Annotated in this window: 19 protein-coding genes; 3 read left to right on the top strand and 16 right to left on the bottom strand. The window is 34.3% G+C overall.

Going from position 1 to position 24,841, the window contains the following annotated elements:
* Positions 1–50: 50 nt before the first annotated feature.
* From AC1EU5_RS01920 to secDF, 7 genes are all read right to left on the bottom strand, one after another.
* On the bottom strand, positions 51–1,178 hold the full coding sequence (locus tag AC1EU5_RS01920) for an acyltransferase family protein (RefSeq protein WP_480190658.1): 1,128 nt from the start codon (positions 1,176–1,178) through the stop codon (positions 51–53).
* Positions 1,179–1,256: 78 nt separating this feature from the next.
* A complete protein-coding gene (locus tag AC1EU5_RS01915; RefSeq protein ID WP_480190657.1) occupies positions 1,257–2,303 on the bottom strand; it encodes a DUF6340 family protein in 1,047 nt (348 codons plus the stop codon).
* Between the two features lie 192 nt (positions 2,304–2,495).
* Positions 2,496–3,827, bottom strand: coding sequence for a hypothetical protein (locus tag AC1EU5_RS01910; protein ID WP_480190656.1), 1,332 nt, complete (start codon positions 3,825–3,827; stop codon positions 2,496–2,498).
* Between the two features lie 101 nt (positions 3,828–3,928).
* On the bottom strand, positions 3,929–4,120 hold the full coding sequence (locus tag AC1EU5_RS01905) for a cold-shock protein (RefSeq protein WP_480190655.1): 192 nt from the start codon (positions 4,118–4,120) through the stop codon (positions 3,929–3,931).
* Positions 4,121–4,234: 114 nt separating this feature from the next.
* A complete protein-coding gene (gene obgE, locus AC1EU5_RS01900) occupies positions 4,235–5,227 on the bottom strand; it encodes a GTPase ObgE (protein ID WP_480190654.1) in 993 nt (330 codons plus the stop codon).
* Between the two features lie 88 nt (positions 5,228–5,315).
* Positions 5,316–6,428: an adenylate kinase gene (locus AC1EU5_RS01895; protein WP_480190653.1), complete on the bottom strand. Its 1,113-nt coding sequence runs from the start codon at positions 6,426–6,428 to the stop codon at positions 5,316–5,318.
* 85 nt (positions 6,429–6,513) lie between these two features.
* Entirely contained in the window at positions 6,514–9,462 is a 2,949-nt protein-coding gene (gene secDF / locus AC1EU5_RS01890; protein WP_480190652.1) for a protein translocase subunit SecDF, read from the bottom strand.
* Positions 9,463–9,662: 200 nt separating this feature from the next.
* Here secDF and AC1EU5_RS01885 point away from each other — a divergent pair, with 200 nt between their 5' ends.
* Together AC1EU5_RS01885 and AC1EU5_RS01880 are read left to right on the top strand one after the other, a co-directional pair.
* Entirely contained in the window at positions 9,663–11,339 is a 1,677-nt protein-coding gene (locus AC1EU5_RS01885; protein WP_480190651.1) for a formate--tetrahydrofolate ligase, read from the top strand.
* Positions 11,340–11,407: 68 nt separating this feature from the next.
* Positions 11,408–13,291 carry a M61 family metallopeptidase gene (locus tag AC1EU5_RS01880; protein ID WP_480190650.1) on the top strand — a complete coding sequence of 628 codons (1,884 nt, stop codon included), beginning with the start codon at positions 11,408–11,410 and terminating at the stop codon, positions 13,289–13,291.
* A 71-nt stretch (positions 13,292–13,362) separates the two neighbouring features.
* On the opposite strand, the gene AC1EU5_RS01875 is transcribed toward AC1EU5_RS01880, so the two are convergent.
* From AC1EU5_RS01875 to asnB, 8 genes are all read right to left on the bottom strand, one after another.
* Positions 13,363–14,034 carry a DUF4412 domain-containing protein gene (locus AC1EU5_RS01875; protein ID WP_480190649.1) on the bottom strand — a complete coding sequence of 224 codons (672 nt, stop codon included), beginning with the start codon at positions 14,032–14,034 and terminating at the stop codon, positions 13,363–13,365.
* A gap of 84 nt (positions 14,035–14,118) precedes the next feature.
* Positions 14,119–15,045 (bottom strand): malate dehydrogenase, encoded by a 927-nt coding sequence (gene mdh / locus AC1EU5_RS01870; protein WP_480190648.1) that lies wholly within the window; start codon positions 15,043–15,045, stop codon positions 14,119–14,121.
* 163 nt (positions 15,046–15,208) lie between these two features.
* Positions 15,209–15,970 carry a hypothetical protein gene (locus tag AC1EU5_RS01865; RefSeq protein WP_480190647.1) on the bottom strand — a complete coding sequence of 254 codons (762 nt, stop codon included), beginning with the start codon at positions 15,968–15,970 and terminating at the stop codon, positions 15,209–15,211.
* A gap of 93 nt (positions 15,971–16,063) precedes the next feature.
* Positions 16,064–18,004 carry a DNA topoisomerase (ATP-hydrolyzing) subunit B gene (gyrB, locus tag AC1EU5_RS01860; protein WP_480190646.1) on the bottom strand — a complete coding sequence of 647 codons (1,941 nt, stop codon included), beginning with the start codon at positions 18,002–18,004 and terminating at the stop codon, positions 16,064–16,066.
* Positions 18,005–18,233: 229 nt separating this feature from the next.
* A complete protein-coding gene (locus AC1EU5_RS01855; RefSeq protein WP_480190645.1) occupies positions 18,234–18,563 on the bottom strand; it encodes a hypothetical protein in 330 nt (109 codons plus the stop codon).
* Between the two features lie 91 nt (positions 18,564–18,654).
* Positions 18,655–19,923 (bottom strand): sensor histidine kinase, encoded by a 1,269-nt coding sequence (locus tag AC1EU5_RS01850; RefSeq protein ID WP_480190644.1) that lies wholly within the window; start codon positions 19,921–19,923, stop codon positions 18,655–18,657.
* Between the two features lie 6 nt (positions 19,924–19,929).
* Positions 19,930–20,604 carry a response regulator transcription factor gene (locus AC1EU5_RS01845; RefSeq protein ID WP_480190643.1) on the bottom strand — a complete coding sequence of 225 codons (675 nt, stop codon included), beginning with the start codon at positions 20,602–20,604 and terminating at the stop codon, positions 19,930–19,932.
* Between the two features lie 119 nt (positions 20,605–20,723).
* On the bottom strand, positions 20,724–22,388 hold the full coding sequence (gene asnB, locus AC1EU5_RS01840) for an asparagine synthase B (RefSeq protein WP_480190642.1): 1,665 nt from the start codon (positions 22,386–22,388) through the stop codon (positions 20,724–20,726).
* A 207-nt stretch (positions 22,389–22,595) separates the two neighbouring features.
* Between asnB and AC1EU5_RS01835 the strand changes: the two genes are divergently transcribed.
* On the top strand, positions 22,596–23,168 hold the full coding sequence (locus AC1EU5_RS01835; RefSeq protein ID WP_480190641.1) for a DUF2911 domain-containing protein: 573 nt from the start codon (positions 22,596–22,598) through the stop codon (positions 23,166–23,168).
* 34 nt (positions 23,169–23,202) lie between these two features.
* Here AC1EU5_RS01835 and AC1EU5_RS01830 read toward each other — a convergent pair whose 3' ends face one another.
* On the bottom strand, positions 23,203–24,819 hold the full coding sequence (locus AC1EU5_RS01830; RefSeq protein ID WP_480190640.1) for an amidohydrolase: 1,617 nt from the start codon (positions 24,817–24,819) through the stop codon (positions 23,203–23,205).
* Between the last annotated feature and the right edge of the window lie 22 nt (positions 24,820–24,841).

Here is a 24,841-nt window from a genome sequence, read left to right as displayed (position 1 = left end):
CAGACACCTGTTTAAATACCAGACTATTTATATGGGATAGGAAAAACCTGTTAAACTCGAATATAGATTTTCTTTTTATCTAACCACCATCCTACGCTCCAACATAATAACATAAATGTAATGGCGTAAAGGAATGAGCCAAAATAGGCTCCAGCATGTACAAAAAAGTGATCATATATCCATGAAAACAATGTGGTGCCATCAGACATATGTATGGTAAGCATGCTTATTAATAAAATTTCACTAAGTAGATAAATAAATAGGGGATTTTTACCTACTATTTCAAAAAAATTGGTCCATTTATTATTTTTAAAATAATCAATGATATACATAAAAGCAGCGATCAAAATTAGGTCTAAACCAATGGTTAGAATTACAAAACTACTAGTCCATAATTTCTTATTAATCGGAAAGCTCATATCCCATAGATATCCAATAAATATGAAGGCAAATCCAGCTAACAATAATTTAGCCAGACTTTCATACGAGCTTCCTTTCTTCTGAATCCATACACCTGCAAAATAACCTCCAATAACATTTACTATTGCAGGTAATGTACTTAACCATCCTTCTGGGTCAAAGGCAATACCTTCACCTTTATACATGTGATTTTCACCCATGATCCAGCGGTCTAGTTTTAAAGCAGCATTTCCAGATAATGTCAACTCTTGCCCTGTATCTCCAAAAACATACAATAAAGCCCAATAACCTACTAATAAAATACCACTAAGGATGAGTATCATTCTTGGTTTCAGGTATAAAATCATAAGTGATGCGGCCAAATAGCAAAGTGCTATCCGTTGCAAAACACCTAAAATTCGTGTTTCGCTAATTGGAAATGCGGTAATATTATTTAAGCTGTCAACGCGCACAAACGGGTACCAATACATTAAAAAACCAAGTAAAAAAATTAGAAACGTGCGCTTAAATATTTTCTTAAGAATTTGCGCATTGGTTTTATGTTGCCACTTTTTTTGTACAAAACTCATAGCATTTCCAACAGCAAATAGAAATGAAGGAAACACTAGATCAGTAGGTGTAAAACCATGCCAATCGGCATGTAGTAAAGGAGCATAGGTCGTAGCGTAATTACCTGGCGTATTCACTACAATCATAAAGCAAATAGTCAAGCCTCGAAAAACATCAAGGGCTGTAAACCTAGGGGTCATTGCCGTCATAAAGAGGTTAGTTGAACAAGCAATTTAAGGAATCTCTTGCTATTCTCAGCAACTTAAAAACCGAATTTGGTTTGTTTATCAGTTACTTTGCTTTAAGATACTTCTCTTTCTGATTCTATTCCTTAAAATTTTTGAATAACGTAACCCTATTTTGGTGTTATAATCGGCATACGACTTTGATGCCCAATCAACAGCAGTTTCTAAATCGCCATTAATTTCATTAATAATAGCCATATTGTAATATGCTCTTCCAGCAATTTTGGCATCGGCATTTTCTGTTTCCTGGTTCCATAATTCTGCAGCGCCATCCCAATCACCAGCTTGTGCTCTTCTTTGTGCTACTTTAAAATTATCTGTACCTCTTACAAAATAGTCTCGTGATACACGTCTCCAGTACGGTACTATTCTTCTACCTATTTTATGGCCTATAGTATTACTTGCTTCTATAACTGCCTCTTTTCTACCTATAACAGCTTTTAAAGCCTTTATAGGATTCAGTCCTTTACCTTTAGAAGTAAGTTGTCTGTTGATAGTAAACTCATCATGAATAACTTTTACAGAGGGGTCATAGATACGCCATCCTGTTTTTACAATTGTAGAAATTGTTACTTGATGCTCTATCAACGGTAGGTCAACACCAAGAGGGGTCTCTTGTGAACCCGGAGTTGCTTTGTAAGTAGCTTTTGCATCTGTATCATAATATGATAGTACATATAAAACATCTACCTGATACTTATCACACAATTCTTGAACTATTTTCCAGTTTAATGTTGCCGGAAAAATTCCCATTCCAGGGCTTCTTAAAGATTCATTTTCAATAAGGACAACATCCTTTAAAGATTTGTTTGAATCTAGTTCATCATACAAACCAAGTATTGCTTTTTTTGAGCCTTCTTTATCTAACAATTTTCCTTCAACAGATAAGATTTTATCTATTTCATCAGCAGCCTGATTTTCTTCAGAAGATTCACTTCTATCTATAATTCCTACACGTTGAATTTCTTTGGGTATAATTACTGGAGGTGGCTCCTTAACACTCAACGTCATTAAATTTGTAGAGACACATGAGCTTAAAAAAATACCAAAAATTATAAGGATTACTAGCTTTTGAACTAAATTATTCATGGTTGTACGGTTTCGGTTAGGTTATAATTAATAAATTGATACAACAACCTATTAATTAAACACTTATAACGCAGATAAAATGGGTTTAGTACTTTTTTAATAATTAGTTAAAAACTTTCAGGTAGGTCATAAAAAGAAAAAAGGCAATAATTTTATTACATTTTTCCTGAAAAACAGCTTCAGTAGAAGAATTTATTCTTTAAAATACCAGAAGGGTACTGTTGCAAAAGTTACTTCAGTTGTATCTTTCTTGCCATACGAATCTCTTCTAAGTGTAAGCGTATGTCGTCCTTGATTAAGATTTTTTATATCAAGATACGTTTCAAAGCCTAGTTGTTCGGTATTACTTTCACCTAAAATAAAATCTGATGGGTATTGAACCGTATCAATAAAAATTCTGTAGGTGCTATTAAAGGTATTTATATACTCTCTTTTTAGACTATCCAATCTTCCAAAATCAATATTTTGCCGTCCGAATCGTATTTTAGACTTAAGACCTCTTCCGTCCTTCTCTGGTTTTAACCCTTCATTTCTTTCATACATTCTATCTTCAATCCTATCTGAAAAAGGCATAAATACTTTAAGAATAGGCTCCTTTATAGCTTTAGATGGAATGGCTACCATCTTTATAAACTCTCCATCTTCAATCAGCATATCTTCATAATTATTATTACTTGCGAAATATTCTTTTGATATACTTCTAGTGTTAGATTTAATAAAGTAATTAGACTGTCTGTGTTCAATGGAGGTAATAACTAATAATAAAATATAAAATGGAATCAGTATAATACTAATACGCTTACCAAATTTATTGTCTAAGAAATTATAGATTAACGGTCGATATAAAAAAGACAGTGTTAAAAAACTAAACACCCAATAAAACGGAAAATAAATCTTAGATATCCATTTCTTTCTTTTTAAAAAGCCTTGAGTTATAAAATCTATCAGGGTTAGTAATATACCCAAGATTATAAAAATAATAATAGGCACACCAAGCCCTAATCGTAACCATTTTGGTAATGACTCATTTTCAATTAAAAATTCTGCAGTAAAAGCTATTGCCAACGTGGTGAGTGCAAAAGCCAAAATATAGAATATTAACAAAAATGAAATAGCAAAAATAACGCTACAGTAATTTTCAAGGGAGGCAATGTATTTGTCAAAAGAACCTATTTTTTTCTTTAGGTAGTTCGTGAATTTAGGACTGTATTTTAATGCTTCATAATTTATATCTCCTGACACATATCTCAAGCCTAACGCGCCTATCCATAAACCTCTTAAAATCACGTGTAATAATAAATTAAACAGCAAGATAGAGATTGATACCCATAAAAAAAGAAAGACTTGAGCGCGGTACATAAGGTCGCTACTTTGTGCCTCTTTAATTATTAATTCAACTGGTTCTTGAGCACTGAAGAGGCCGAAAATGGCAAAACCAGATATTAACAGCTCCAATTGCCAGCTTTCTTCCTGAAGTTTTTGTAATAGTTTTTTAAAGGCGGGGTTATTATGGTCTGAATTCAAAATAGCTTTGGTTTGTACTACTAAAATACTAACTTTTCAACATAAAAAAAGCCTATCAACTAAATGATAGGCTTTCAATTGAAATACGGTAATCTAAAATATTATACTACTTTTACGTTTACTGCGTTCAATCCTTTTCTGCCTTCAGTTAATTCAAACTCTACTGTATCACCTTCACGAACATCATCAATTAAACCTGAGACATGTACAAAATGCTCTTTTCCTGATCCTTCTTCGGTAATGAATCCAAAACCTTTTGAATCATTAAAAAACTTTACGGTACCTCTACCCATAATAAAAAAATAAATAAATTAATAATGTGCAAAGGTAGTTTATTGAAACTCAATAAAATGGATTTTTTTAAAATAATTTGACTTCTTAACGACAAGGTAATACGCACAAGCCTTTTAATTATTAAGCATTTCCCATAATTTATCTTTTAATTCGGTCAAGCCGGATTGCGTCACAGACGAAATAAAAAGGTGCGGAATATCACTTGGAAGCTCTTTTTCTACCTCTTCTTTCAATTCATCATCCAACATATCAGACTTTGAGATTGCTAATAATCTATCCTTATCTAGTAACTCTGGGTTATGCTTTTTTAATTCATTCAACAAAATATCATATTCCTTAGAAATATCTGATGAATCTGCCGGAACTAAAAATAATAAGGTAGAGTTGCGCTCAATATGACGTAAAAAACGATGGCCCAATCCTTTGCCTTCAGCTGCTCCTTCAATAATACCAGGAATATCAGCCATTACAAAACTCTGAAAATCTCTGTACTCAACAATTCCTAAATTGGGTTTTAATGTAGTAAAGGCATAATCGGCGATCTTTGGTTTTGCGGCTGTTATAACTGACAATAATGTTGATTTACCTGCATTAGGGAAACCTACTAACCCTACATCGGCTAATAATTTTAATTCTATTTGAAACCAGCCTTCTTGACCTGATATGCCAGGTTGCGCATAACGTGGTGTTTGATTTGTAGAAGATTTAAAATGCCAATTACCACGACCGCCCATTCCTCCTTCAACTAATATCTTCTCCTCTGCCTCTTCAGTGATCTCAAACAATTGCTCATTCGTCTCGCTATTGCGTACAATGGTTCCTAATGGAACCTCTATATAGATATCTTCGCCATCCTTACCAGTACTACGCTGTTTACTTCCGTCACCACCATGCTCAGCTTTGAAATGCTTTTTGAATTTCATGTGGAAGAGTGTCCACATATTCTTATTTCCACGAACAATGACATGACCACCTCTACCGCCATCACCACCATCAGGGCCACCTTTCTGAATATACTTTTCACGGTGTAAATGCACAGAACCTTTACCTCCTTTTCCGGAAGCAGCAAAAATCTTAATATAGTCTACAAAATTGCCTTCAGTCATGTTTACTTACTCCAAATGAAGTTTTTATGTCATATTGAACGAAGTGAAATATCTAAAAAGAGATTCTTCGCTATGCTCAGAATGACAATTAAAGTTTATCAATCACAGCACTCAATCGCTCAGTAATCTCTTCAATACCACCTACGCCATTCACACCAAAATATTTATTCTGGTCTTCATAATAGTGTTGTAACACTGCAGTTTTGGTATTATACTCGTTAAAGCGGTTTCTTATCTTGGCTTCATCAGTATCATCAGAACGTCCTGAAGTTTTACCGCGCTCTAACAAACGTTCTACCAAAAGATCTTCAGATACTTCTAACGCGATCATACCACTAATACTTTCTCCTTTTTTAGCTAAAAAAGTATCCAAGGCTTTTGCCTGATCTTTAGTACGCGGAAACCCATCAAAAATAAATCCGTTTACATTAGGATTTTTATCTACTTCAGCTTCTAGCATATTAATAGTAACTTCATCAGGAACAAGGTCACCGGCGTCAATGTATTTTTTAGCTAGTTTTCCCAGCTCAGTTTCACCTTTGATGTTTTCTCTAAATACAACACCTGTTGAAATATGTATCAAGTTGTATTTATCTTTTAAAATGTCTGCCTGGGTACCTTTGCCTGCTCCTGGAGGGCCAAATAAAACGATGTTCGTCATCTGTTGTGTTGTTAATTGATATACGCTACTTAAATTACGTCCTAAACCATTATAATCTAATCCATACCCAACAATAAATTTATCAGGCAAAGAAATACCTATGTAGTCTACAGGTAGCCCTTTTCGGAAGACATCTGGTTTAAAGAACAATGTAGCAATTTTTAATTGCTTTAATTTTTGAAATCTGAATATTTCGTAAATTTCTTCAAGAGTCACTCCTGTATCAATAATATCTTCAAGGATAACAACCGTTCTTCCTTCTAGACTTTCATTAATGCCAACCAAACGTTTGACACTTCCGGTAGAGTTTTCACCTTCATAAGAAGCTAATTTTACAAAAGACACTTCACAGTTTCCTTTAAAATTCCTGATAAAATCAGCAGCAAACATAAAGGAACCATTCAAGATCCCTACAAATATAGGTACTTCACCATTGAGTTCATCTTCAACCCTTTTCGCCATATGCACAACTGTTTCCTGAATTCTCTCTTCAGAAATGAAAGGCTTAAAGTATTTGTCATGAAGCTTAATTATACTCATATCTAAAAATAACAAAACCGTTTTACATAACTACTGAAACCAGTTCAGTATATGTAAAACGGCTTATTCATATTGTTGATTTAAATTACTTCTTCTTGGTCAATTTTGTAGTCGTATCATACATAATTGGAGAAGCAATAAACAAAGATGAATACGTACCTACTATAACACCAATAATCATCGCGAACATAAATCCTTTAATAGAATCGCCTCCAAAAATGAAAATTGATAATAATACGATTAAGGTAGTTAGTGATGTATTAATCGTTCTACCTAAGGTAGTACTTAAGGCGCTATTTACCGTTTTTGCAAATTGCCATGATGGATGCTTATCAGCAAATTCACGAATCCTATCAAAAATTACCACTGTATCATTCAGAGAGTAACCCACTACGGTTAATAATGCAGCGATAAATGACTGGCCTATTTCCATATCAAATGGTAATACTTTCCAAAATAGCGAGAACACCGCCAATACTACTAGTACATCATGGAAAACCGCCATTACAGCACCTAAACTGTATTGCCATCTTCTAAACCTGAATAGAATGTATAAGAATACTACAATCAACGACCCTAAAATGGCCCATACTGCAGCTTGTTTAATATCATCTGCAATAGTAGGCCCCACCTGAAAATAACGCATAATACCAACCTTATCTGCCGTATCTTCTGTACCTACTTTAAAATCTGCCAAGGTAGTTCCGTCAGGTAAATATGATTGTAATCCGTTAAACAATAATTCTTGAATCTCATCACCTACATTAATACCATCATCATCAACCTTATATTTAGTAGTAATCTTTAACTGGTTAGAAGAACCGTATGTCTTCACTTCAGGAGCATCACCAAATACCTCTTTTAATGAGGTTGTTACTTCCGTTGGGCTAATATTTTGATCAAACCGCACAGTATACGTTCTACCTCCTGTGAAGTCAACACCATAGTTAAAACCTTGTGTAAAGATTGACCCTAAACCTAAGATGATAATTGCACCAGAAATAACATATGCAAGTTTGCGTTTTTTTAAGAATTCTACATTAATATTTTGGAACCAACCTTTAGTAAGTGATGTATTAAAGGTCATACTTCTATCTCTATCAGCAAACCAATCAACCAATAAACGTGTAATAAATACAGCTGAAACTAATGAAGTAGCAATACCTATCATTAAGGTAGTTGCAAAACCTTTTATAGGTCCTGAACCAAATATATATAAAATGATACCGGTTAAGAAAGTAGTTACATTGGCATCTATAATTGCAGAAAGTGCTCCTTTTAAACTAAACCCTTCAGCAATGGCATCCTTCAACATTTTCCCTCTATTCAAGGCTTCCTTAATACGCTCATAAATAATTACGTTGGCATCTACAGACATACCAATGGTAATAATGATACCTGCAACACCTGGCAAGGTTAATACTGCACCAAAAGATGTCAATACTCCAAAAATGAACAGAATGTTTAACACTAAGGCAATGTCTGCAAAAATACCTGCTTTACCATAATAAAAGATCATCCAAACTAACACCAATATAAGGGCAATTGCAAAGGCCTTTGAACTGCTATCTATAGCTTCTTGACCTAATGAAGGTCCTACAACAGATGACTGAATAATTCTTGCAGCTGCCGGTAACTTACCAGATTTCAACGCATTTGATAAATCTTGAGCCTCTTCAATAGAGAATTGTCCTGAAATAGAAGTTCTACCTCCAGTAATAGGTTCATTTACATTAGGTGCAGAATATACATAGTCATCTAAAACAACAGCTACAAATTTACCAACATTAGTCTCTGTCATCTTTGCCCATTGTTTTGAACCTTTACTGTTCATTGTCATGCTTACCTCTGGGTTCACACCCAATTGGTCAAACACTTGATTAGCATCAGAAATGACATCACCTTGTATAGGTGCTACGTCTTCTCTATTTGACTTGATGGCATATAAATTAATGATCTCAGTCTCTTCTATCGGCTTAGCATCCCATAAAAACTTTGTATACACCATTTCTGATGGTAACAAAGCTCTTACTTCTTTCATTGCTAAGTACTTATTTACTGTTGCAGTATCTTTTATACTAGCATATCCAACTGCAGAACTACGTTGTTGAGGATTTGTAATAGAAAATATGCTTCCTAGTGGGCTTGCAGCTTTGGTATCTACAGAATCCTGTACTTCTCCTAATAGTTCATCTAATTCTGCATCTTTAGATATTGTAGAATCTTGAACTTCTTCTTCAACCTGATCTTTTAGCAAGTCTGCCAAAGTAGCATCTGCCTGAATAAAGAAATTGGTAGTTTCTGAGTTATCGTATACTTCCCAGAACTGTAATTCAGCTGTGCTCTGCAATAATTTCTTTACACGATCAATATCCTTAGCACCTGGTAATTCAATTAAGATTCTACCAGACTCACCTATCTGAGAAATGTTGGGAGAAGTGACCCCAAAACGGTCAATTCTACTTCTTAAAACTTCAAATGCGGTACTGATAGATCCTTTTATTTCTTCTCTAAGAATTGGCTGAACTTCATTATCAGACATTTTAAAGTTGATCTTATCTTTTAGAGACTTATTTCCAAAAATACTTGGGTCTCCTAATTTTACCGAACCATTGCTAGCGTCCTCAAAAGCATCAAAAAATAGATCTACATAGTCACGATCACTATTCTTTTGTGCCGCAGTAGCATCCTCTAAGGCCTTATTAAAAACTGGATTCTTTGATTTGTTAGATAGACCAACTAAAATATCTCTTACAGATACTTCCAATGTAGCATCAATACCTCCCTTAAGGTCAAGACCTAAATTTATAGCCTTATCACGTACTTCATTATAGGTATATTTTGTAAATAGGTAATTGGCAATTGGTAAGTTAGCAACTGAATCTAAATATGCTTTCTCTTTTACAGCATCACCGTTAGCATAAACCTTTGCATCATTTTCAATTGTATTGTTTACCCAAGTGAATGATAAATAATACAAACAAATCAGACCAAAAATGATCGCAAATGTTCTTATAAGTCCTTTATTCTGCATGCTCTTTTCTGTTTAAATCTTCAATTTGTAATTAACGCGCAAATATAGTATTTCGAATAAGAATAGCCAATTGTTTTACACTTTTTTGCAGAAGGTCCTTTTTTTATAAAATAGATTGAAAATCTGCTCATTATCAATCATTTTTCAATCATTTTACGATGCTATTTTTAGTATATTCGTTCTACTAAATCTTAAAATTTATGTCTCATCTTTCTGATATAGAAATTGCGCAGCAGAACAAGAAACATCATATTAGAGAAGTAGCATCTAAAATTAATGTTACTGAAGAAGATCTTATCCTTTTCGGGAAGTACAAAGCCAAGTTGCCTTTGCGCTTGATTGATGAAGAAAAGATCAAGCTAAATAATCTTGTCTTGGTTACTGCTTTAACACCAACTCCTGCCGGAGAAGGGAAAACTACGGTTTCTATTGGACTAACAGAAGGCTTAAATAAAATTGGCAAGCAAGCTACTGTTGTTTTGCGTGAACCTTCCTTAGGACCTGTTTTTGGAATTAAAGGAGGAGCTGCCGGAGGTGGCTATTCTCAAGTGGTACCCATGGAGGATATCAATTTGCATTTTACAGGTGATTTTAATGCGGTAGAGAAAGCCAATAACTTATTATCAGCATTGATCGATAATAATCTTCAAAGTAAGGTTAATAATCTAAATATTGATCCTCGTACCATAGCCTGGAAGCGTGTAATTGACATGAATGATAGAGCCTTGCGGGAAATCACTATTGGTTTGGGGGGTATTTCTAATGGAATACCACGTGAAGATGGGTTTAACATCACCCCTGCATCAGAAGTGATGGCTATTTTGTGTATGGCGAAAGATTTTGATGATCTCAAAAAGCGTTTAGGTGATATTTTTGTAGGATTCACCTTTGACAAAAAACCCATTTTTGCGAGTGACTTGAAAGCTGAAAATGCTATGGCTATCTTATTAAAAGATGCTGTTAAGCCAAATTTAGTACAGACCCTTGAGCATAATCCTGCCATAATTCATGGTGGACCTTTTGCCAATATTGCTCAGGGAACCAATACTATTATAGCCACTAAAATGGGCTTATCATTGTCAAATTATGTAGTGACCGAAGCCGGATTTGGAGCTGATCTGGGTGCTGAGAAGTTCTTAAATATCAAATCAGCCTATGCTGAATTGAATCCTAAATGTGTTGTACTGGTTGCTACAATTAGAGCGTTACGTCATCATGGCGGATCTCCTAAAGAAGAATATACTACTGCTAGTCTTGAAAGAGTGACTAAAGGTTTTGCCAATCTTGAAAAACATATAGAAAACATTAAAAAATTCAACATTGAACCAGTAGTGGCAATTAATTCTTTTGTAAATGATACTGATGAAGAGGTAGCTTTTGTAAAACAACAATGCGCTTCATTAGGTGTACATGCAGTAGTTTCTAAAGGGTGGGCTGAAGGAGGTAATGGTACTCAAGATTTGGCTAAGGCAGTAGTAGACATTGTAGAGAATAAAGCAACTCAATACAAGCCTTTATACGATTGGAAAACACCAGTAGTAGAAAAAATAGAGATCATAGCTAAAGAAATTTATGGTGCAGAAGGAGTAGATTTTGATAATAAGGCTAAGTTAAATATCAGGCGAATAGACCGTTTAGGCTTTAATGATTTTGCTATTTGTATGGCTAAAACCCAAAAGTCATTTTCTGACAATGAAAAATTAATTGGTCGCCCCACAGGATTTAGAGTTACCGTTCGTGAAATTGAAATTGCGGCCGGCGCCCAGTTTTTGATTCCTATTTTAGGAAAAATGATGCGCATGCCAGGATTGCCTAGTCAACCAGCCTCAGAACATATGACCATTGATAAAGATGGAATAATTTCAGGCCTGTCTTAAAGGTGCGTTAAAAACTGTAACACATTTTAGCTTTCTGCTACTAACTATAAAATTATAAATTTTATACAATGAAAAATGGAATCATATTAGCACTACTAACTTTAGTTTTTATAAGTTGTAGTAGTGTGAAGACAACTACAAATGATTTAGCTTCACAAGTTCCTATAGAGACATCTATTGACGTAACAAAGGTACTAGATGATAAAGTTCCTGTTGTTATTAATCCTGGAAGGTTTACTGTTGATACCGTAACCTATAGATTACCAAGAGTAGTTCAAGGAACTTATGAAGTAAGTGACTTTGGATATTTTGTGGATGACTTTAAAGCACTTGATTATAATGGGGAAGAACTAAATGCTACCAAAGCAGATACCAATACATGGATTATTACGGATGCCACTAAAATGGATAAGATCACTTATTTGGTAAATGACACTTTTGATGTCGAAAACAACAAAGAAATTACTACACCCTATTCAATGGCAGGAACAAATATTGAACCTGATAATTATGTATTAAATCTTCACGGTTTTATTGGCTATTTTGATTCACTAAAAAATAGTCAATATACGTTAAACGTTACTGCTCCTGCCGATTTTGTACGTACTTCTGCACTTCAACAAGTTGGTAGTTCAACCAGTGAAGACGGAAAGTCAATAACTTCAAATTATTTTGCACAGCGTTATTTTGATATTACTGATAACCCAATGATGTATGGTAATTTAACCGTAGAAGAATTTCAAGTAGGTGATATTAAGATTGTTTTAAGCGTGTATTCGCCAAGTAAAAAATATTCTGCAGCCTCGTTAAAAGAGACCATGTATACCATGATGAAAGCTCAAAAAGCATACTTAGGCGACGTCAACAGCACACCTCGTTATGATATCTATGTTTATTTGGCCAGAAATGGTAAAGACGCTCCTACAAAGTTTGGTGCACTAGAGCATCATACTTCTACGGTAGTAGTAATGCCTGAGTCTATGGCGGAAGAAGCACTGGCTAAAAGTTTGATAGATATCGTATCACATGAGTTCTTTCATATTGTTACACCCTTAAGTGTTCATTCTGAAGATGTTCATTATTTTGATTATAATCAGCCTACATTTTCCAAACATTTATGGATGTATGAAGGAATGACGGAATATTTTGCAACCTTATTTCAAATAAATCAGGATCTGGTTTCTGAGGATGAGTTCTATGCAAAGGTTATGAATAAAATAAACTCATCTTTAGGTTATAATGATGCCATGAGTTTTACCAAAATGAGTGAAAATATTCTTGACAAAGAATATGCTGATAACTATGGTAATGTATATCAAAAAGGAGCTTTGATTGGTATGTGTTTAGATATTTTAATGCGAGAAGAAAGTAATGGTAACAGAGGAGTCTTAAGCTTAATGAAAGAATTATCATTAAAATATGGAAAGAATAAACCTTTTGAAGATGATAAAATTATTGATGAAATAGTGGCAATGACCTATCCATCAGTAGGAGAATTCTTTAAAACTCATGTTATTGGAGACACACCTATTGACTATAATACGTTTTTTGAAAAAGTTGGCTTAGAGGTTAAAGAATCTAAAGTAAAAACGAACTATGTTCAAAATGCGGGTGCTATAATTTTTGCAGCGGATCAAGAAAAGGGAACAATCTATTTTAATGATTTGGTTAAAGATAATAGTTTTTGGAATGAACAAGGTGTGCAACCAAAAGATGTGCTTAAATCGGTTAATGGGACTGAAGTTAGTATTCAAAATGCGAATCAGATCTTAGGGCAAGTGTTTGGTTGGCAACCAGGACAGGAAATTGAGGTGAAAATTGATAGCGCAGGAGAAGAAGTTATTATAAAAACGGCGTTAAGTCAGCCCTACACTAAAGGTAAAAAGTTAGCTTCAAAAATGGATGCTACAGAAAATCAAAAAGAGTTAAGAAAGTTCTGGATAAAAGGTTAATTTTTTTAAAGCATTAATAACTAAAAAACCCAGCCAAAAGGCTGGGTTTTTGTTTATAGTAGATTGACTAATTAGTCAACTGTAGCTGGTTTTGGTAATGTCATTTCGGAATATCCTTCAGGTACTGTCATTTCAAATTTATCATCCGACACGCTTTCGCTTTTTACACCTGTTACCTCCATAGTTACAGTCATAGGCATTCCCCCTTGTGAAACATGTGTCACCAAATACATGGGAAATCCTTTAATTTTACCCCCAAAGCCTACACTATTCTGAGTAGGTGCAGAAATCTTTTCAGTGGTATACATTGTCATTTTTGTATCAATCCCTTCCTTTTTGCCTTCTATGGTATACCCTTTACATTTATAACCTGCAACGGTTTTTGTATCACCTGTTGGGGTTATTGTCAAACCTTCTAAATCCTCATCAGATGTTTCAATATCGCTTTTTCTAAACTTCTTTCCCATCATAGGGTTATCTAGAAGTACTAAAATTTTCTTAGATTCATCATTCACAATAGTGGTTGTATTGCCCGCCATTGGATTTTGCATTTCTGCCCTCGATTTTTTTCCTTTAAAATAAGTAGTCATAGTCATATCACCCACCATAGCCAGTTGAGCATTTACCTCTTCATTGTCACTAGACATTGTCATTTTCATCATAATAACTCCTTCCTTAAGTTCATTCTGTGCAAAAGTATTTAAGCTTACTATTGCTACTAAGAATAAGATAATTTTTTTCATATTATTCGTTTTTTGATTATTAAAAAAGCCTCTTCTAGCTTCATAAAGATATGGAAGAGGCTTCATTTGTAAAGATACTATTTTTTAAATGTCTAGAAGACCGTTTGTTTTAGAAACACCATTGGCGCTTTCGGTCATATGAGCCTTTTCGGCATCACTTAATTCTATTTCAACAATCTTTTCAATACCATTTCTTCCTAAAACAACCGGCACACCAATACAAAGATCTGATAAACCATATTCACCGTTTAGATATGTAGAACAAGGGAATATTTTTTTCTGATCGCAAGCTATAGCTTGCACAAGTCCTGACACAGCTGCCCCTGGAGCATACCATGCAGAAGTGCCCAATAATTTTGTAAGCGTGGCACCACCCACTTTTGTATCCTCTTTTACTTGATTTAATCGTTCATCAGAAATAAATTCTGAAACTGGTACCGAGTTTCTAGTTGCTAAACGCGTTAAAGGCACCATACCTTTATCAGAATGACCTCCAATTACCATTCCGTCTATATCTGAAATGGGTGCTCCTAATGCTTCCGCCAAACGATATTTAAAACGAGCAGAATCTAAAGCACCTCCCATACCAATAATTCTATTTTCAGGTAAGTCAGTCGTTTTATGAACCAAATAGGTCATTGTATCCATAGGATTAGATACTACTATAATAATAGTGTTTGGAGAATGTTCTATCAAGCTTGCTGAAACAGACTTTACAATACCTGCATTAATACCTATTAATTCCTCACGCGTCATTCCTGGTTTGCGAGGAATACCAGAAGTAATGACACAAATATCTGAATTTGTAGTCTTAGAATAATCATTGGTAGTTCCTACAATTTTCGTATCAAATCCATTTAAAGAAGCTGTTTGCATAAGGTCCATCGCTTTCCCTTCTGCATAACCCTCTTTTATATCTAATAAAACTACTTCTGATGCAAAATCTTTGATAGCTATATACTCTGCACAACTGGCGCCTACAGCACCGGCTCCTACTACAGTTACTTTCATTTTTTGTGTTGTTTAATTATTAAATTCTACTCCTAACAAAGGTAGTAACAATGAATACGATATAAAAACGATTTACTAAAAATAAAAGACTTTCAATTGTTTAAAAAAAAAGAGGCTATCTTTTAGACAACCTCTTTTTATTTATTTATTATATTCTGGAAAACTAAGATTTAGAAAATTGGGTATAATCTAAAATATATACACCAAGTAAGCTCCATTTAAGTTTTTTATCTGCATACGTTTTTTTGAATTCTTCATTATCTAAAAATAAAGATTCAAAATTATCTTTGAAATCACTTTTGTGTAACCAAATTATTTTATCTCCTTTCTTTACGTAATAAGATTTAGCAATACCACCGGCTACTTTTAAACCACCAACACCAAAACTTGAAGTTTCTTTAGCAAACGGATCAGAAAACACTTCTATCACACCACTATATCTAGGATTTACAACTTGCATTAAGTATTCCTTTTCTTCTTTTTTATTCTTTAAAGAAACCATCTGGTTTGTATAATATGTATAACCTTTATTTACTACATCATTCACATCATTTCTTCCCCATTTGGTAGCATCTGTAAAATAGCTATTCATTTTAGAAAGTTTATCCAATCCAGAAGGAGCCATATATAAATCTTTAATATCACTCGCAGGAATTTTTAATACTTCGTCTTCTGATATTTCAATTTTCACTTCTCTAATTTGGCCTTTTTTTCGTCCTAATCCTTTGATTGTACCTTCGTATTCAGTACCATCTTTTAAAGTTAGGTAAGCTGGTTTCTTTCTTGAAAACGAATTAAAAGCTTGATCAAAAGCTGCAATTTTTTCTTTTTCTTTTAAGGTTTGTACTTTTTCTTCATGGCTATTTTCTTGAGCCAATCCTATTGCACTAATAAGCAATGCAACGAATAAAAATTTGGTTTTCATTAAAATTGATTTTTGATTTTTAACAAAAAGAAAACGGGCATTAAGAAAATTTATTTTCCTAACACCCGCTTATTTTTTAATTTATGTATTCTATTAAATATCTATATTGGCATAAACAGCATTGTTTTCAATGAACTCTCTTCTTGGTGGAACATCATCACCCATCAACATTGAGAAAATTCTATCAGCCTCAGCACCGTTATCTATAGTTACTAAACGCATGGTTCTAAATTCTGGGTTCATAGTGGTATCCCATAACTGTTCAGCATTCATTTCCCCCAAACCTTTATAACGCTGAATACCAGCGGTTCCTCCAAAACGTTCTACAATGGCATCACGCTCTTCATCATTCCATGCATATTCTTTCTTTGCTCCTTTCTTGACTAAATACAAAGGTGGGGCTGCAATATATACATAGCCTTCTTCAATTAATTCTTTCATATACCTAAAGAAGAATGTCAATATTAATGTGGCTATATGACTACCATCAACATCGGCATCACACATGATAACAATCTTATGGTAACGTAACTTTTCAAGGTTTAGAGCTTTACTATCTTCTTCTGTACCAATAGTAACACCTAAAGCCGTAAACATGTTTTTGATCTCTTCATTCTCAAAAACTTTATGCTGCATGGCTTTTTCCACATTCAATATTTTACCTCTTAATGGTAAAATGGCTTGAAAATTTCTATCTCTACCTTGTTTGGCTGTTCCACCTGCTGAGTCACCCTCAACTAAGAAAATTTCACATTTTTCTGGCTCTGTCCAAGCACAATCTGATAATTTACCGGGCAAACCTCCACCGGTCATTACAGTTTTACGTTGCACCATTTCTCGCGCTTTACGTGCAGCATGTCGAGCCTGAGCAGCTAAAATGACCTTTTGAACAATTGTTTTGGCGTCATTCGGGTTTTCCTCAAGATAGTCTGTCAACATTTCTGAAACAGCTTGACTAACTGCTGATGTCACTTCCCTATTACCAAGTTTGGTCTTTGTTTGTCCCTCAAATTGGGGTTCAGCTACTTTTACAGAAATAATCGCTGTTAATCCTTCCCGAAAGTCATCTCCAGCAATTTCAAATTTCAATTTATCAAGCATACCTGAATTTTCAGCATACTTTTTTAAAGTATTCGTCAATCCTCTTCTAAAGCCTGACAAATGGGTACCTCCTTCATGCGTGTTTATATTATTTACATAGGAGTGTAAGTTCTCAGTATATGAAGTATTATAAACCATTGCTACCTCTACAGGGATACCATTTTTTTCTCCTTCCATAGAGATAACATCTGCAATCAATTGTTCTCGAGTGCCATCAAGATATCTAACAAACTCTTTTAGTCCTTCTTCACTATAAAATTTCTCATGAATGAAATTCCCTTCATCATCTTTATTGCGCTTATCCGTAATGGATATCTTAATCCCTTTATTTAGATATGATAACTCCCGTAAACGCGTAGCTAAAGTATCATAGTTATAGACAATTTCTGCTTGAAATATTGTATCATCTGGTGAAAAAGTAACAACAGTACCATTTTCATTTGACTCACCAACTGTTTTTACAGGATATAAGGTCTTCCCTTTTTCATATTCCTGCTCCCAAATTTTACCTTCTCTATAAACAGTTGCTTTTAAATGGTTTGATAAAGCATTAACCACAGATACCCCAACACCGTGTAACCCTCCAGAAACTTTATAAGAATCTTTATCGAACTTTCCTCCAGCACCAATCTTGGTCATTACCACTTGTAAAGCCGATACGCCTTCTTTTTTGTGTAAGCCCACGGGTATACCTCTACCATTATCTTTTACGGTAATAGAATTGTCCTCATTGATCCATACATCTATGGCATCGCAGTGACCTGCCATGGCCTCATCAATAGAATTATCAACCACTTCATAAACCAAATGATGCAGCCCTCTAACACCTACATCTCCAATATACATAGAAGGACGCATTCTAACATGCTCCATTCCCTCTAAAGCCTGAATACTATCTGCAGAATAATTCGGTTTTTTTGCCTCTTCGCTCATATTTATTCTTCTCTCTTTTTATGAATTTTCAAAAACATACAAATATAAGAAAACACGCCTGTTTGGGCGTGTTTTTCATATGCATAATAACGGAAGTTATTAACAAAATTTAGAGTATATTTTACCTAACCGTTGGTCTTGGTTTTTTAAAGAAATAGCCTAAAATATGTTGCAGTGATTTTAGGCTATTTCACCCTACAAGCCATTAACCGAATTAGCTTTATTTTTTTTAGGAATCAGTACCGTCTTTTTCTTTAATAACTGTACCATCAGCAGCTAGAAGTACTTTTTTCATTTCACCATCCTTAGATAGTTTTACATAATATACTTCTTTACCTTCTTTACTAGTTTTATATGCTTTTTCAGCAGTATAGTCAGCATATTGCTCACCTAATGTTTTAGTTACCGCTTCAGGAAGTTCACTTAATTTTACTTCAACCTTTTCTTGAACTTCTTTTTTAACGACTTCTTTTGCCTCCTCTTTTACTTCTTGTGCAGTAACATTGATTGAAAATAATCCGAAAGCTGCAAATAGAAGAATTACTCCTAGTTTTCTCATGTTTAAAAATTTAGTTTTTGTTTGTTTGATGATTCAAATGTAGTATAAGAATCTAAAGGAAATCTGAAGAATTTTTAGAAGATGAGTCTTTTTAGAAACGTACAATTATTAGATGTTGATCATCTAAAAAAGTGTAGTTAATTTTCCATTCATTGATCTCACATATTTTCTTAACGATGGCAAGACCTAAACCTGAAGAATCAACAGAAGTACTCGCTTTTTTAAAGCGATTGAATAAATCTTCGGGTGATACAGTTAAAGGATCTCCCGAATTAGAAATTTGAAAATGTTTATCTGAAAGCATAATCAACATTTTACCTGATTCTAAATTATGGCGAATTGCATTGGAAATAAGATTTGTTATAAGCATATCAACCATTGTGCTGTTGGTATGTAAAATAACGTCTTTATCTATTTCTTTTTCCACTTTAAGATTTCTTTGTTCAATAAAATCTTCATATATCTCTAACTTATGTTCAACCATACTGCTAAGGTTCACATCTTCTTTGTCACTATATTGCCTATTTTCAACCTTAGCTAAGGTCAATAATGTTTTGTTCAGTTTAGACAGTCGCTTTCCAGCCTGATATATAGATTGTAATTGGCCTATTTCTTCTTCATTTAAATTCTCTGACTGTAATAATAATTCTACCTTAGATTGCATAATAGCTAAAGGTGTTTGCATTTCATGAGAAGCGTTCTCTGTAAATTCTTTTAAATTATTGAAGTCCGAGCTTACTTTTTCAGTCAAACTTCTGATAGAACTATTCAAATCTTTAAATTCATCAATAGTCGACTCTTGTAATTCAATAGGTTTTTGTTCTTGAATAGAGAAGTTCTTTAAGTTATTTAGGTTGTTATGAAATGGATTCCATAAAGTTCTGGCTATCCTAGTATTAAAGAACCACAAACCCGTTAATATTAATAGAATAATCAGCGCTGTAGATGCAGTGATGATAGTAACAAAATCTTGATTTCTTACCAATGAATTTCTCGCCACAATTTTATAACGCACACCTTGTAGCGTTTCATATGATGTCAATTGACGATATTTTTCATAATACTCTGCTCCCTCTACATCGTCTATAGCATGAAAAATCAGTGTATCTTTATAAATAATGGTGTCGTTAGGAAATAATTTATCTTCAGCTTCAGTAAGCTCCTCTGGTTCATCAAAAATAGTTAATGGGTAGTCGTACTTTATTCGCTTGGCTATAACTTCTTTGTTGTATAATAACTTTTCGTCTAACCTACGATTCATAACATTTGTTAAAATGGTATATAGAAGAATACCTCCAAATACAAAAATGATGATGGAAAGTAATAAATAAGCCCTACTTGTACGTGCTATTAATTTCATTCATTATTATTCCGAAAACTTATAACCCAGGCCATACATGGTCTTAACATAGTCATTAGCTCCAAACTTTTTCATTTTCTTTCGTAAGTTCCCTAAATGAGTGTAGATAAAATCATAACTATCTGCCATTTCTATTTCATCGCCCCATAAATGCTCTGCTATTGACTCTTTGGTCACCACTTTATTTTTATTTGATATAAAATATAGCAACAGATTATATTCTTTTCTGGTAAGCTCTATTAATCTGTTATTGATAGTTACCTCTTTTGAGCCAGGATCTACTTCAATCTCATTAAAAATGATTTTATCATTTCCGTTAAATTTTCTTCTACGTAATAATGAATTAATTCTAGAGTTTAATTCTGCCAAATGGAAAGGTTTAGTAATGTAATCATCAGCTCCTAAATCCAATCCTGTTAGCTTATCATCTAAAGAGTTTTTGGCGGAAACTATGAGTACTCCTATATCAGGGTCTTGTTCTTTCAAGAGCTTTAATAAATCAATACCGCTACCATCGGGTAAGGTAATATCAAGAATGACCACATCGTACTTAAAGCTTATCAACTTATCTTCTGCATCAAAAAAATTAGTTGCTTTTTCACAGATATAGTCTTCATTTTCAAGATAGGTAGCCATGCTATCTATCAGCTCTTTTTCGTCTTCTACAATAAGGATTTTCATATTAAATAGAGTTTTTGATGCTTGTAGAGAAGGCTAAATTAAGGATAACTATTGAACAAAATAAAAACGCTCCTAAAAAACATTTTAGGAGCGCACAGAAACTTAAACTATTACTTAATCTAATAAGCGTCTTCATGAACCTTCGCCACAGCTCTGCCACTAGGGTCATTCATATTTTTAAAAGCTTCATCCCATTCTAAAGCTATTTTAGTGCTACACGCCACTGAAGGTTCCTGAGGAACACTTAAGGCCGCTGTATCGCTTGGGAAATGCCCTTCAAAAATAGTGCGATAGTAATATTCTTCTTTATTCTGAGGTGTTTGAATTGGGAATCTAAAATGTGCATTTGCCATTTGTTCATCGGTAATTTCTTCTTCTACCAACTCTTTTAATGTGTCAATCCAGCTATAGCCAACCCCATCGCTAAACTGTTCTTTTTGTCTCCAGGTAACACTTTCTGGCAACATATCTTCAAAAGCTTTACGTACTACCCATTTTTCCATGCGCTCACTATTGATCATCTTATCTTGAGGATTGATACGCATAGCTACATCCATAAATTCTTTATCTAAGAAAGGTACACGCCCTTCAATTCCCCAGGCTGCCAAACTTTTGTTAGCTCTTAGGCAATCATACATATGTAATTTACTCAATTTCCGTACTGTCTCTTCGTGAAATTCTCGCGCATTTGGGGCTTTATGGAAATACAAATACCCACCAAATAGTTCATCTGCGCCTTCACCAGAAAGTACCATCTTAATACCCATAGACTTAATGACCCGTGCCATTAAATACATAGGTGTGGAAGCTCTAATTGTGGTAATATCATAGGTCTCTAACTTATAGATTACATCTTTAATGGCATCTAGACCTTCTTGAATTGTAAATTTTATCTCGTGATGTACTGTACCAATATGATCTGCAACTTTTTTAGCCGCCGCCAAATCAGGAGATCCTTCCAGTCCCACAGAAAATGAGTGCAGTTGTGGCCACCAAGCCTCTTTAGTATCGTCAGACTCCACTCTTTTTTGTGCATATTTCTTTGCTATAGCCGAAGTAACCGAGGAGTCCAATCCTCCGGAAAGTAACACACCGTAAGGTACATCTGACATCAACTGTCTATGTACCGCGGCTTCCAATGCTTCTCTTAGATCTTCTATACTCGTTTCATTATCCCTTACATTTTCATAATCCATCCAATCTCTGGTATACCATTGCTTCACTTCACCATCAGAACTTAAAAGGTAATGCCCTGGAGGAAATAATTCAATCTTGGTACAGGTACCTTCCAATGCTTTTAATTCAGAAGCCACATAAAAAGTACCATGTTGATCCCAGCCCATATATAGTGGAATAATACCCATATGATCTCTCGCAATTAAATAAGCATCTTTCTCTACGTCATAAATTGCAAAACCAAAAATTCCATTTAAATCATCTAAAAAATCAGCACCTTTTTTCTGATACAATGCTAAAATTACCTCACAGTCAGATTGTGTTTGAAAATTGTAAGTGCCTTCAAATTGCTTACGCAACTCACGATGATTATAAATTTCGCCATTAGCCGCGAGAATAAGATTCTTATCCTCGCTATACAATGGTTGCTTTCCAGATGCAGGATCGACTATCGCCAAACGCTCATGTGCCAAAATTGCCTTTTCATTGTCATAAATTCCATTCCAATCCGGACCACGATGACGTATAATCTTAGACATTTCTAATAATTGAGGGCGTAAATCCTCTGTTTTCTGCTTCAATTCAAATGCACAAACAATTCCACACATATCTTTTCTTTTAAATTAAGATGCAAATGTTCTTCATTCTATCCATTTATAAAACAAAAATCGTTTTTTGCTTACAAATTGAAACATTTTAGATCTATTACCCTCATTAATTAAACAATAATCAGTACCGGTTTGTTAATAACTTATAATTACAAAGTATAATAATACCAAGAATGTGTCGTTTTATTTTTTGTCAAAAATGAAACTATGAAGAAAACTTACATTTCATCACTTATCGTACTAGCACTATTTTCGGCATTTTTTGTTGTTGATGGTAATGCGCAAAGTTTCAAAGATTTAGATAAAATACCTCATGATATCTCATACTATAGAGAGTCAAGAGTTACACCTCCATTAGTAAAAGTATTGTATGGCAGACCTTCAAAAAAAAATCAAGAGGTTTTTGGAAACCTTGTTCCTTACAATCAAATTTGGAGAACAGGACATAATGAAGCTACTGAAGTGAAATTTTATCAAGATGTATATTTTGGTGACCAAAAAGTAGCTGCAGGAACCTATGTGTTATATGCTATTCCAAATAAAAATGAATGGGAGTTGATCTTGAGTGATGATCTAGATGTTTGGGGTGCATTTCAATATAACTCTGAACATGATGTTGCTCGTATAAAAGTTCCTACTAAGACTGCAGAAAGTTTAGATGTATTTTCAATAAGCTTTAACAAAAAAGATGATCTCGTTCAAATGAATTTAGGTTGGGACGCCACGCGCGTATCAGTGCCTCTGAAATTCAAACCGCAACATTATGTTGCTAAAAGATAACATCAAACAAGCCCGAAACTTAGTTTCGGGTTTTTTATTTCACTTTTTCACCATTAACATATGTCTCTAATACCTTTGTGGCAGGCACTTTATCTATACCAACCGTCATTATGTCGTGATCTAAAATGATAAAATCGGCAAACTTACCTACTTCAATACTTCCTTTTTCGTTTTCTTCAAAATTTGAATAGGCTGCCCAAATAGTCATTCCTTTCAACGCTTCTTCCCGAGAAAGAGCATTTTCCATCTGATAACCTCCTTCAGGATAATTATCTAAATCCTTCCGCGCAACAGCTGCATAAAAGGTTAAAAACGGGCTCACTTTTTCAACAGGAAAATCAGTCCCTAAAGCTATTTTGCCATATTGTTTTAATAAGTCCTTAAAAGCATAACCTCCTTTTATGCGATCTGGCCCCACTCGATCTTCCGCCCAATACATATCACTCGTTGCATGTGTAGGTTGTACTGAAGGAATAATATTATCAAACAACTTAAAATCTTCAGGAGACACTATTTGCGCATGCTCAATCTTCCAGCGTCTATCTTTCTTATTTTCTAAAACGCGCTTATATGTTTCTAATAAAAAATGATTTGCCGAATCTCCAATAGCATGCGTATTCATTTGAAATTCGGAATTGGCTATACGTTCAGCCGTATCTTCCAAAAAATCAATAGTATTTACCATAGCTCCATAATGACCTGATTGATCGCTGTAGGGTTTTCGCATAGCCGCACCTCGAGACCCCAAAGCACCATCTCCATATACTTTAAATGAGCGTACATTTAAGCGATCAGTTTTATAAATGCCCTTATTTAAGTAATAATCTAGATTTTCAGGGTATGCCGATGCCATTGCATAAACACGCATTTTCAATTCTCCAACTTGTTGCAAGCTATCTATTAGCTCAATAGTTTCTTTAGAAAGTCCAGCATCATCCACAGTGGTTAAGCCAAGATCAAAACAAATGTTCTCTGCATCTTTAAGGGCCTGTACAGATTCTTTTAGGCTTGGGCCTGGAATTGTAGCTCCAATTAAATTCATAGGCCTATCTATAAAAATACCTGTTAGCTTCCCCTCTTTTTTGAGAATATCACCGCCCGAAAATTCAGTATCAATAGTTACTCCAGCCAAATCTATAGCGGCCTGATTTGCTAATAAAGCATGACCATCTATCCTTCGAATGGCAACGGGGGTATTCGGAAACAGTGAATCTAATTTTTCTTTAGTGGGGAATTTTTTAACCTCCCAATCATTTTGATCCCATCCTCTTCCTGTAATATAGTTTACATTCTTTTCTTTTTGAAAATTTATCAATCGTTCTAAAACTTTATCATAACTTTTTGTGCCCATTAAATCCACTTTTTGCTGCTGTAATCCTAGCCGGTAAAAATGACAATGGGCGTCTATAAACCCGGGATATATTGCTTTCCCCTTTGCATCTATGGTTTCCATTGCGGTAAATTTTTCTTGAAGCTCAAAAGTGCTGCCAACAGCTATGATTTTACCATCACTTACTGCGAAAGCTTCCGCCATTGCAAAGTCATCATCAACTGTATAAATAGTTCCATTTATAACCAAAAGATCTGCTTTTTCTTGTTTTTGACAGGTTAATATCAAAAGTATACTGGCAATAAAAATTAAGTTCTTCATGTATTGGATTTAAGCAGTCTAA

This window comes from Maritimimonas sp. 2405UD52-3 (genome assembly GCF_056591715.1).
This window is presented reverse-complemented; position numbering and strand designations above follow the sequence as displayed.

Coding starts and splice junctions, on each gene's coding strand:
- AC1EU5_RS01920 (WP_480190658.1), bottom strand. CDS start 1,178: ATGACGGCAATGACCCCTAGGTTTACAGCCCTTGATGTTTTTCGAGGC.
- AC1EU5_RS01915 (WP_480190657.1), bottom strand. CDS start 2,303: ATGAATAATTTAGTTCAAAAGCTAGTAATCCTTATAATTTTTGGTATT.
- AC1EU5_RS01905 (WP_480190655.1), bottom strand. CDS start 4,120: ATGGGTAGAGGTACCGTAAAGTTTTTTAATGATTCAAAAGGTTTTGGA.
- obgE (WP_480190654.1), bottom strand. CDS start 5,227: ATGACTGAAGGCAATTTTGTAGACTATATTAAGATTTTTGCTGCTTCC.
- AC1EU5_RS01895 (WP_480190653.1), bottom strand. CDS start 6,428: ATGAGTATAATTAAGCTTCATGACAAATACTTTAAGCCTTTCATTTCT.
- secDF (WP_480190652.1), bottom strand. CDS start 9,462: ATGCAGAATAAAGGACTTATAAGAACATTTGCGATCATTTTTGGTCTG.
- AC1EU5_RS01885 (WP_480190651.1), top strand. CDS start 9,663: ATGTCTCATCTTTCTGATATAGAAATTGCGCAGCAGAACAAGAAACAT.
- AC1EU5_RS01880 (WP_480190650.1), top strand. CDS start 11,408: ATGAAAAATGGAATCATATTAGCACTACTAACTTTAGTTTTTATAAGT.
- AC1EU5_RS01875 (WP_480190649.1), bottom strand. CDS start 14,034: ATGAAAAAAATTATCTTATTCTTAGTAGCAATAGTAAGCTTAAATACT.
- mdh (WP_480190648.1), bottom strand. CDS start 15,045: ATGAAAGTAACTGTAGTAGGAGCCGGTGCTGTAGGCGCCAGTTGTGCA.
- AC1EU5_RS01865 (WP_480190647.1), bottom strand. CDS start 15,970: ATGAAAACCAAATTTTTATTCGTTGCATTGCTTATTAGTGCAATAGGA.
- gyrB (WP_480190646.1), bottom strand. CDS start 18,004: ATGAGCGAAGAGGCAAAAAAACCGAATTATTCTGCAGATAGTATTCAG.
- AC1EU5_RS01855 (WP_480190645.1), bottom strand. CDS start 18,563: ATGAGAAAACTAGGAGTAATTCTTCTATTTGCAGCTTTCGGATTATTT.
- AC1EU5_RS01850 (WP_480190644.1), bottom strand. CDS start 19,923: ATGAAATTAATAGCACGTACAAGTAGGGCTTATTTATTACTTTCCATC.
- AC1EU5_RS01845 (WP_480190643.1), bottom strand. CDS start 20,604: ATGAAAATCCTTATTGTAGAAGACGAAAAAGAGCTGATAGATAGCATG.
- asnB (WP_480190642.1), bottom strand. CDS start 22,388: ATGTGTGGAATTGTTTGTGCATTTGAATTGAAGCAGAAAACAGAGGAT.
- AC1EU5_RS01835 (WP_480190641.1), top strand. CDS start 22,596: ATGAAGAAAACTTACATTTCATCACTTATCGTACTAGCACTATTTTCG.
- AC1EU5_RS01830 (WP_480190640.1), bottom strand. CDS start 24,819: ATGAAGAACTTAATTTTTATTGCCAGTATACTTTTGATATTAACCTGT.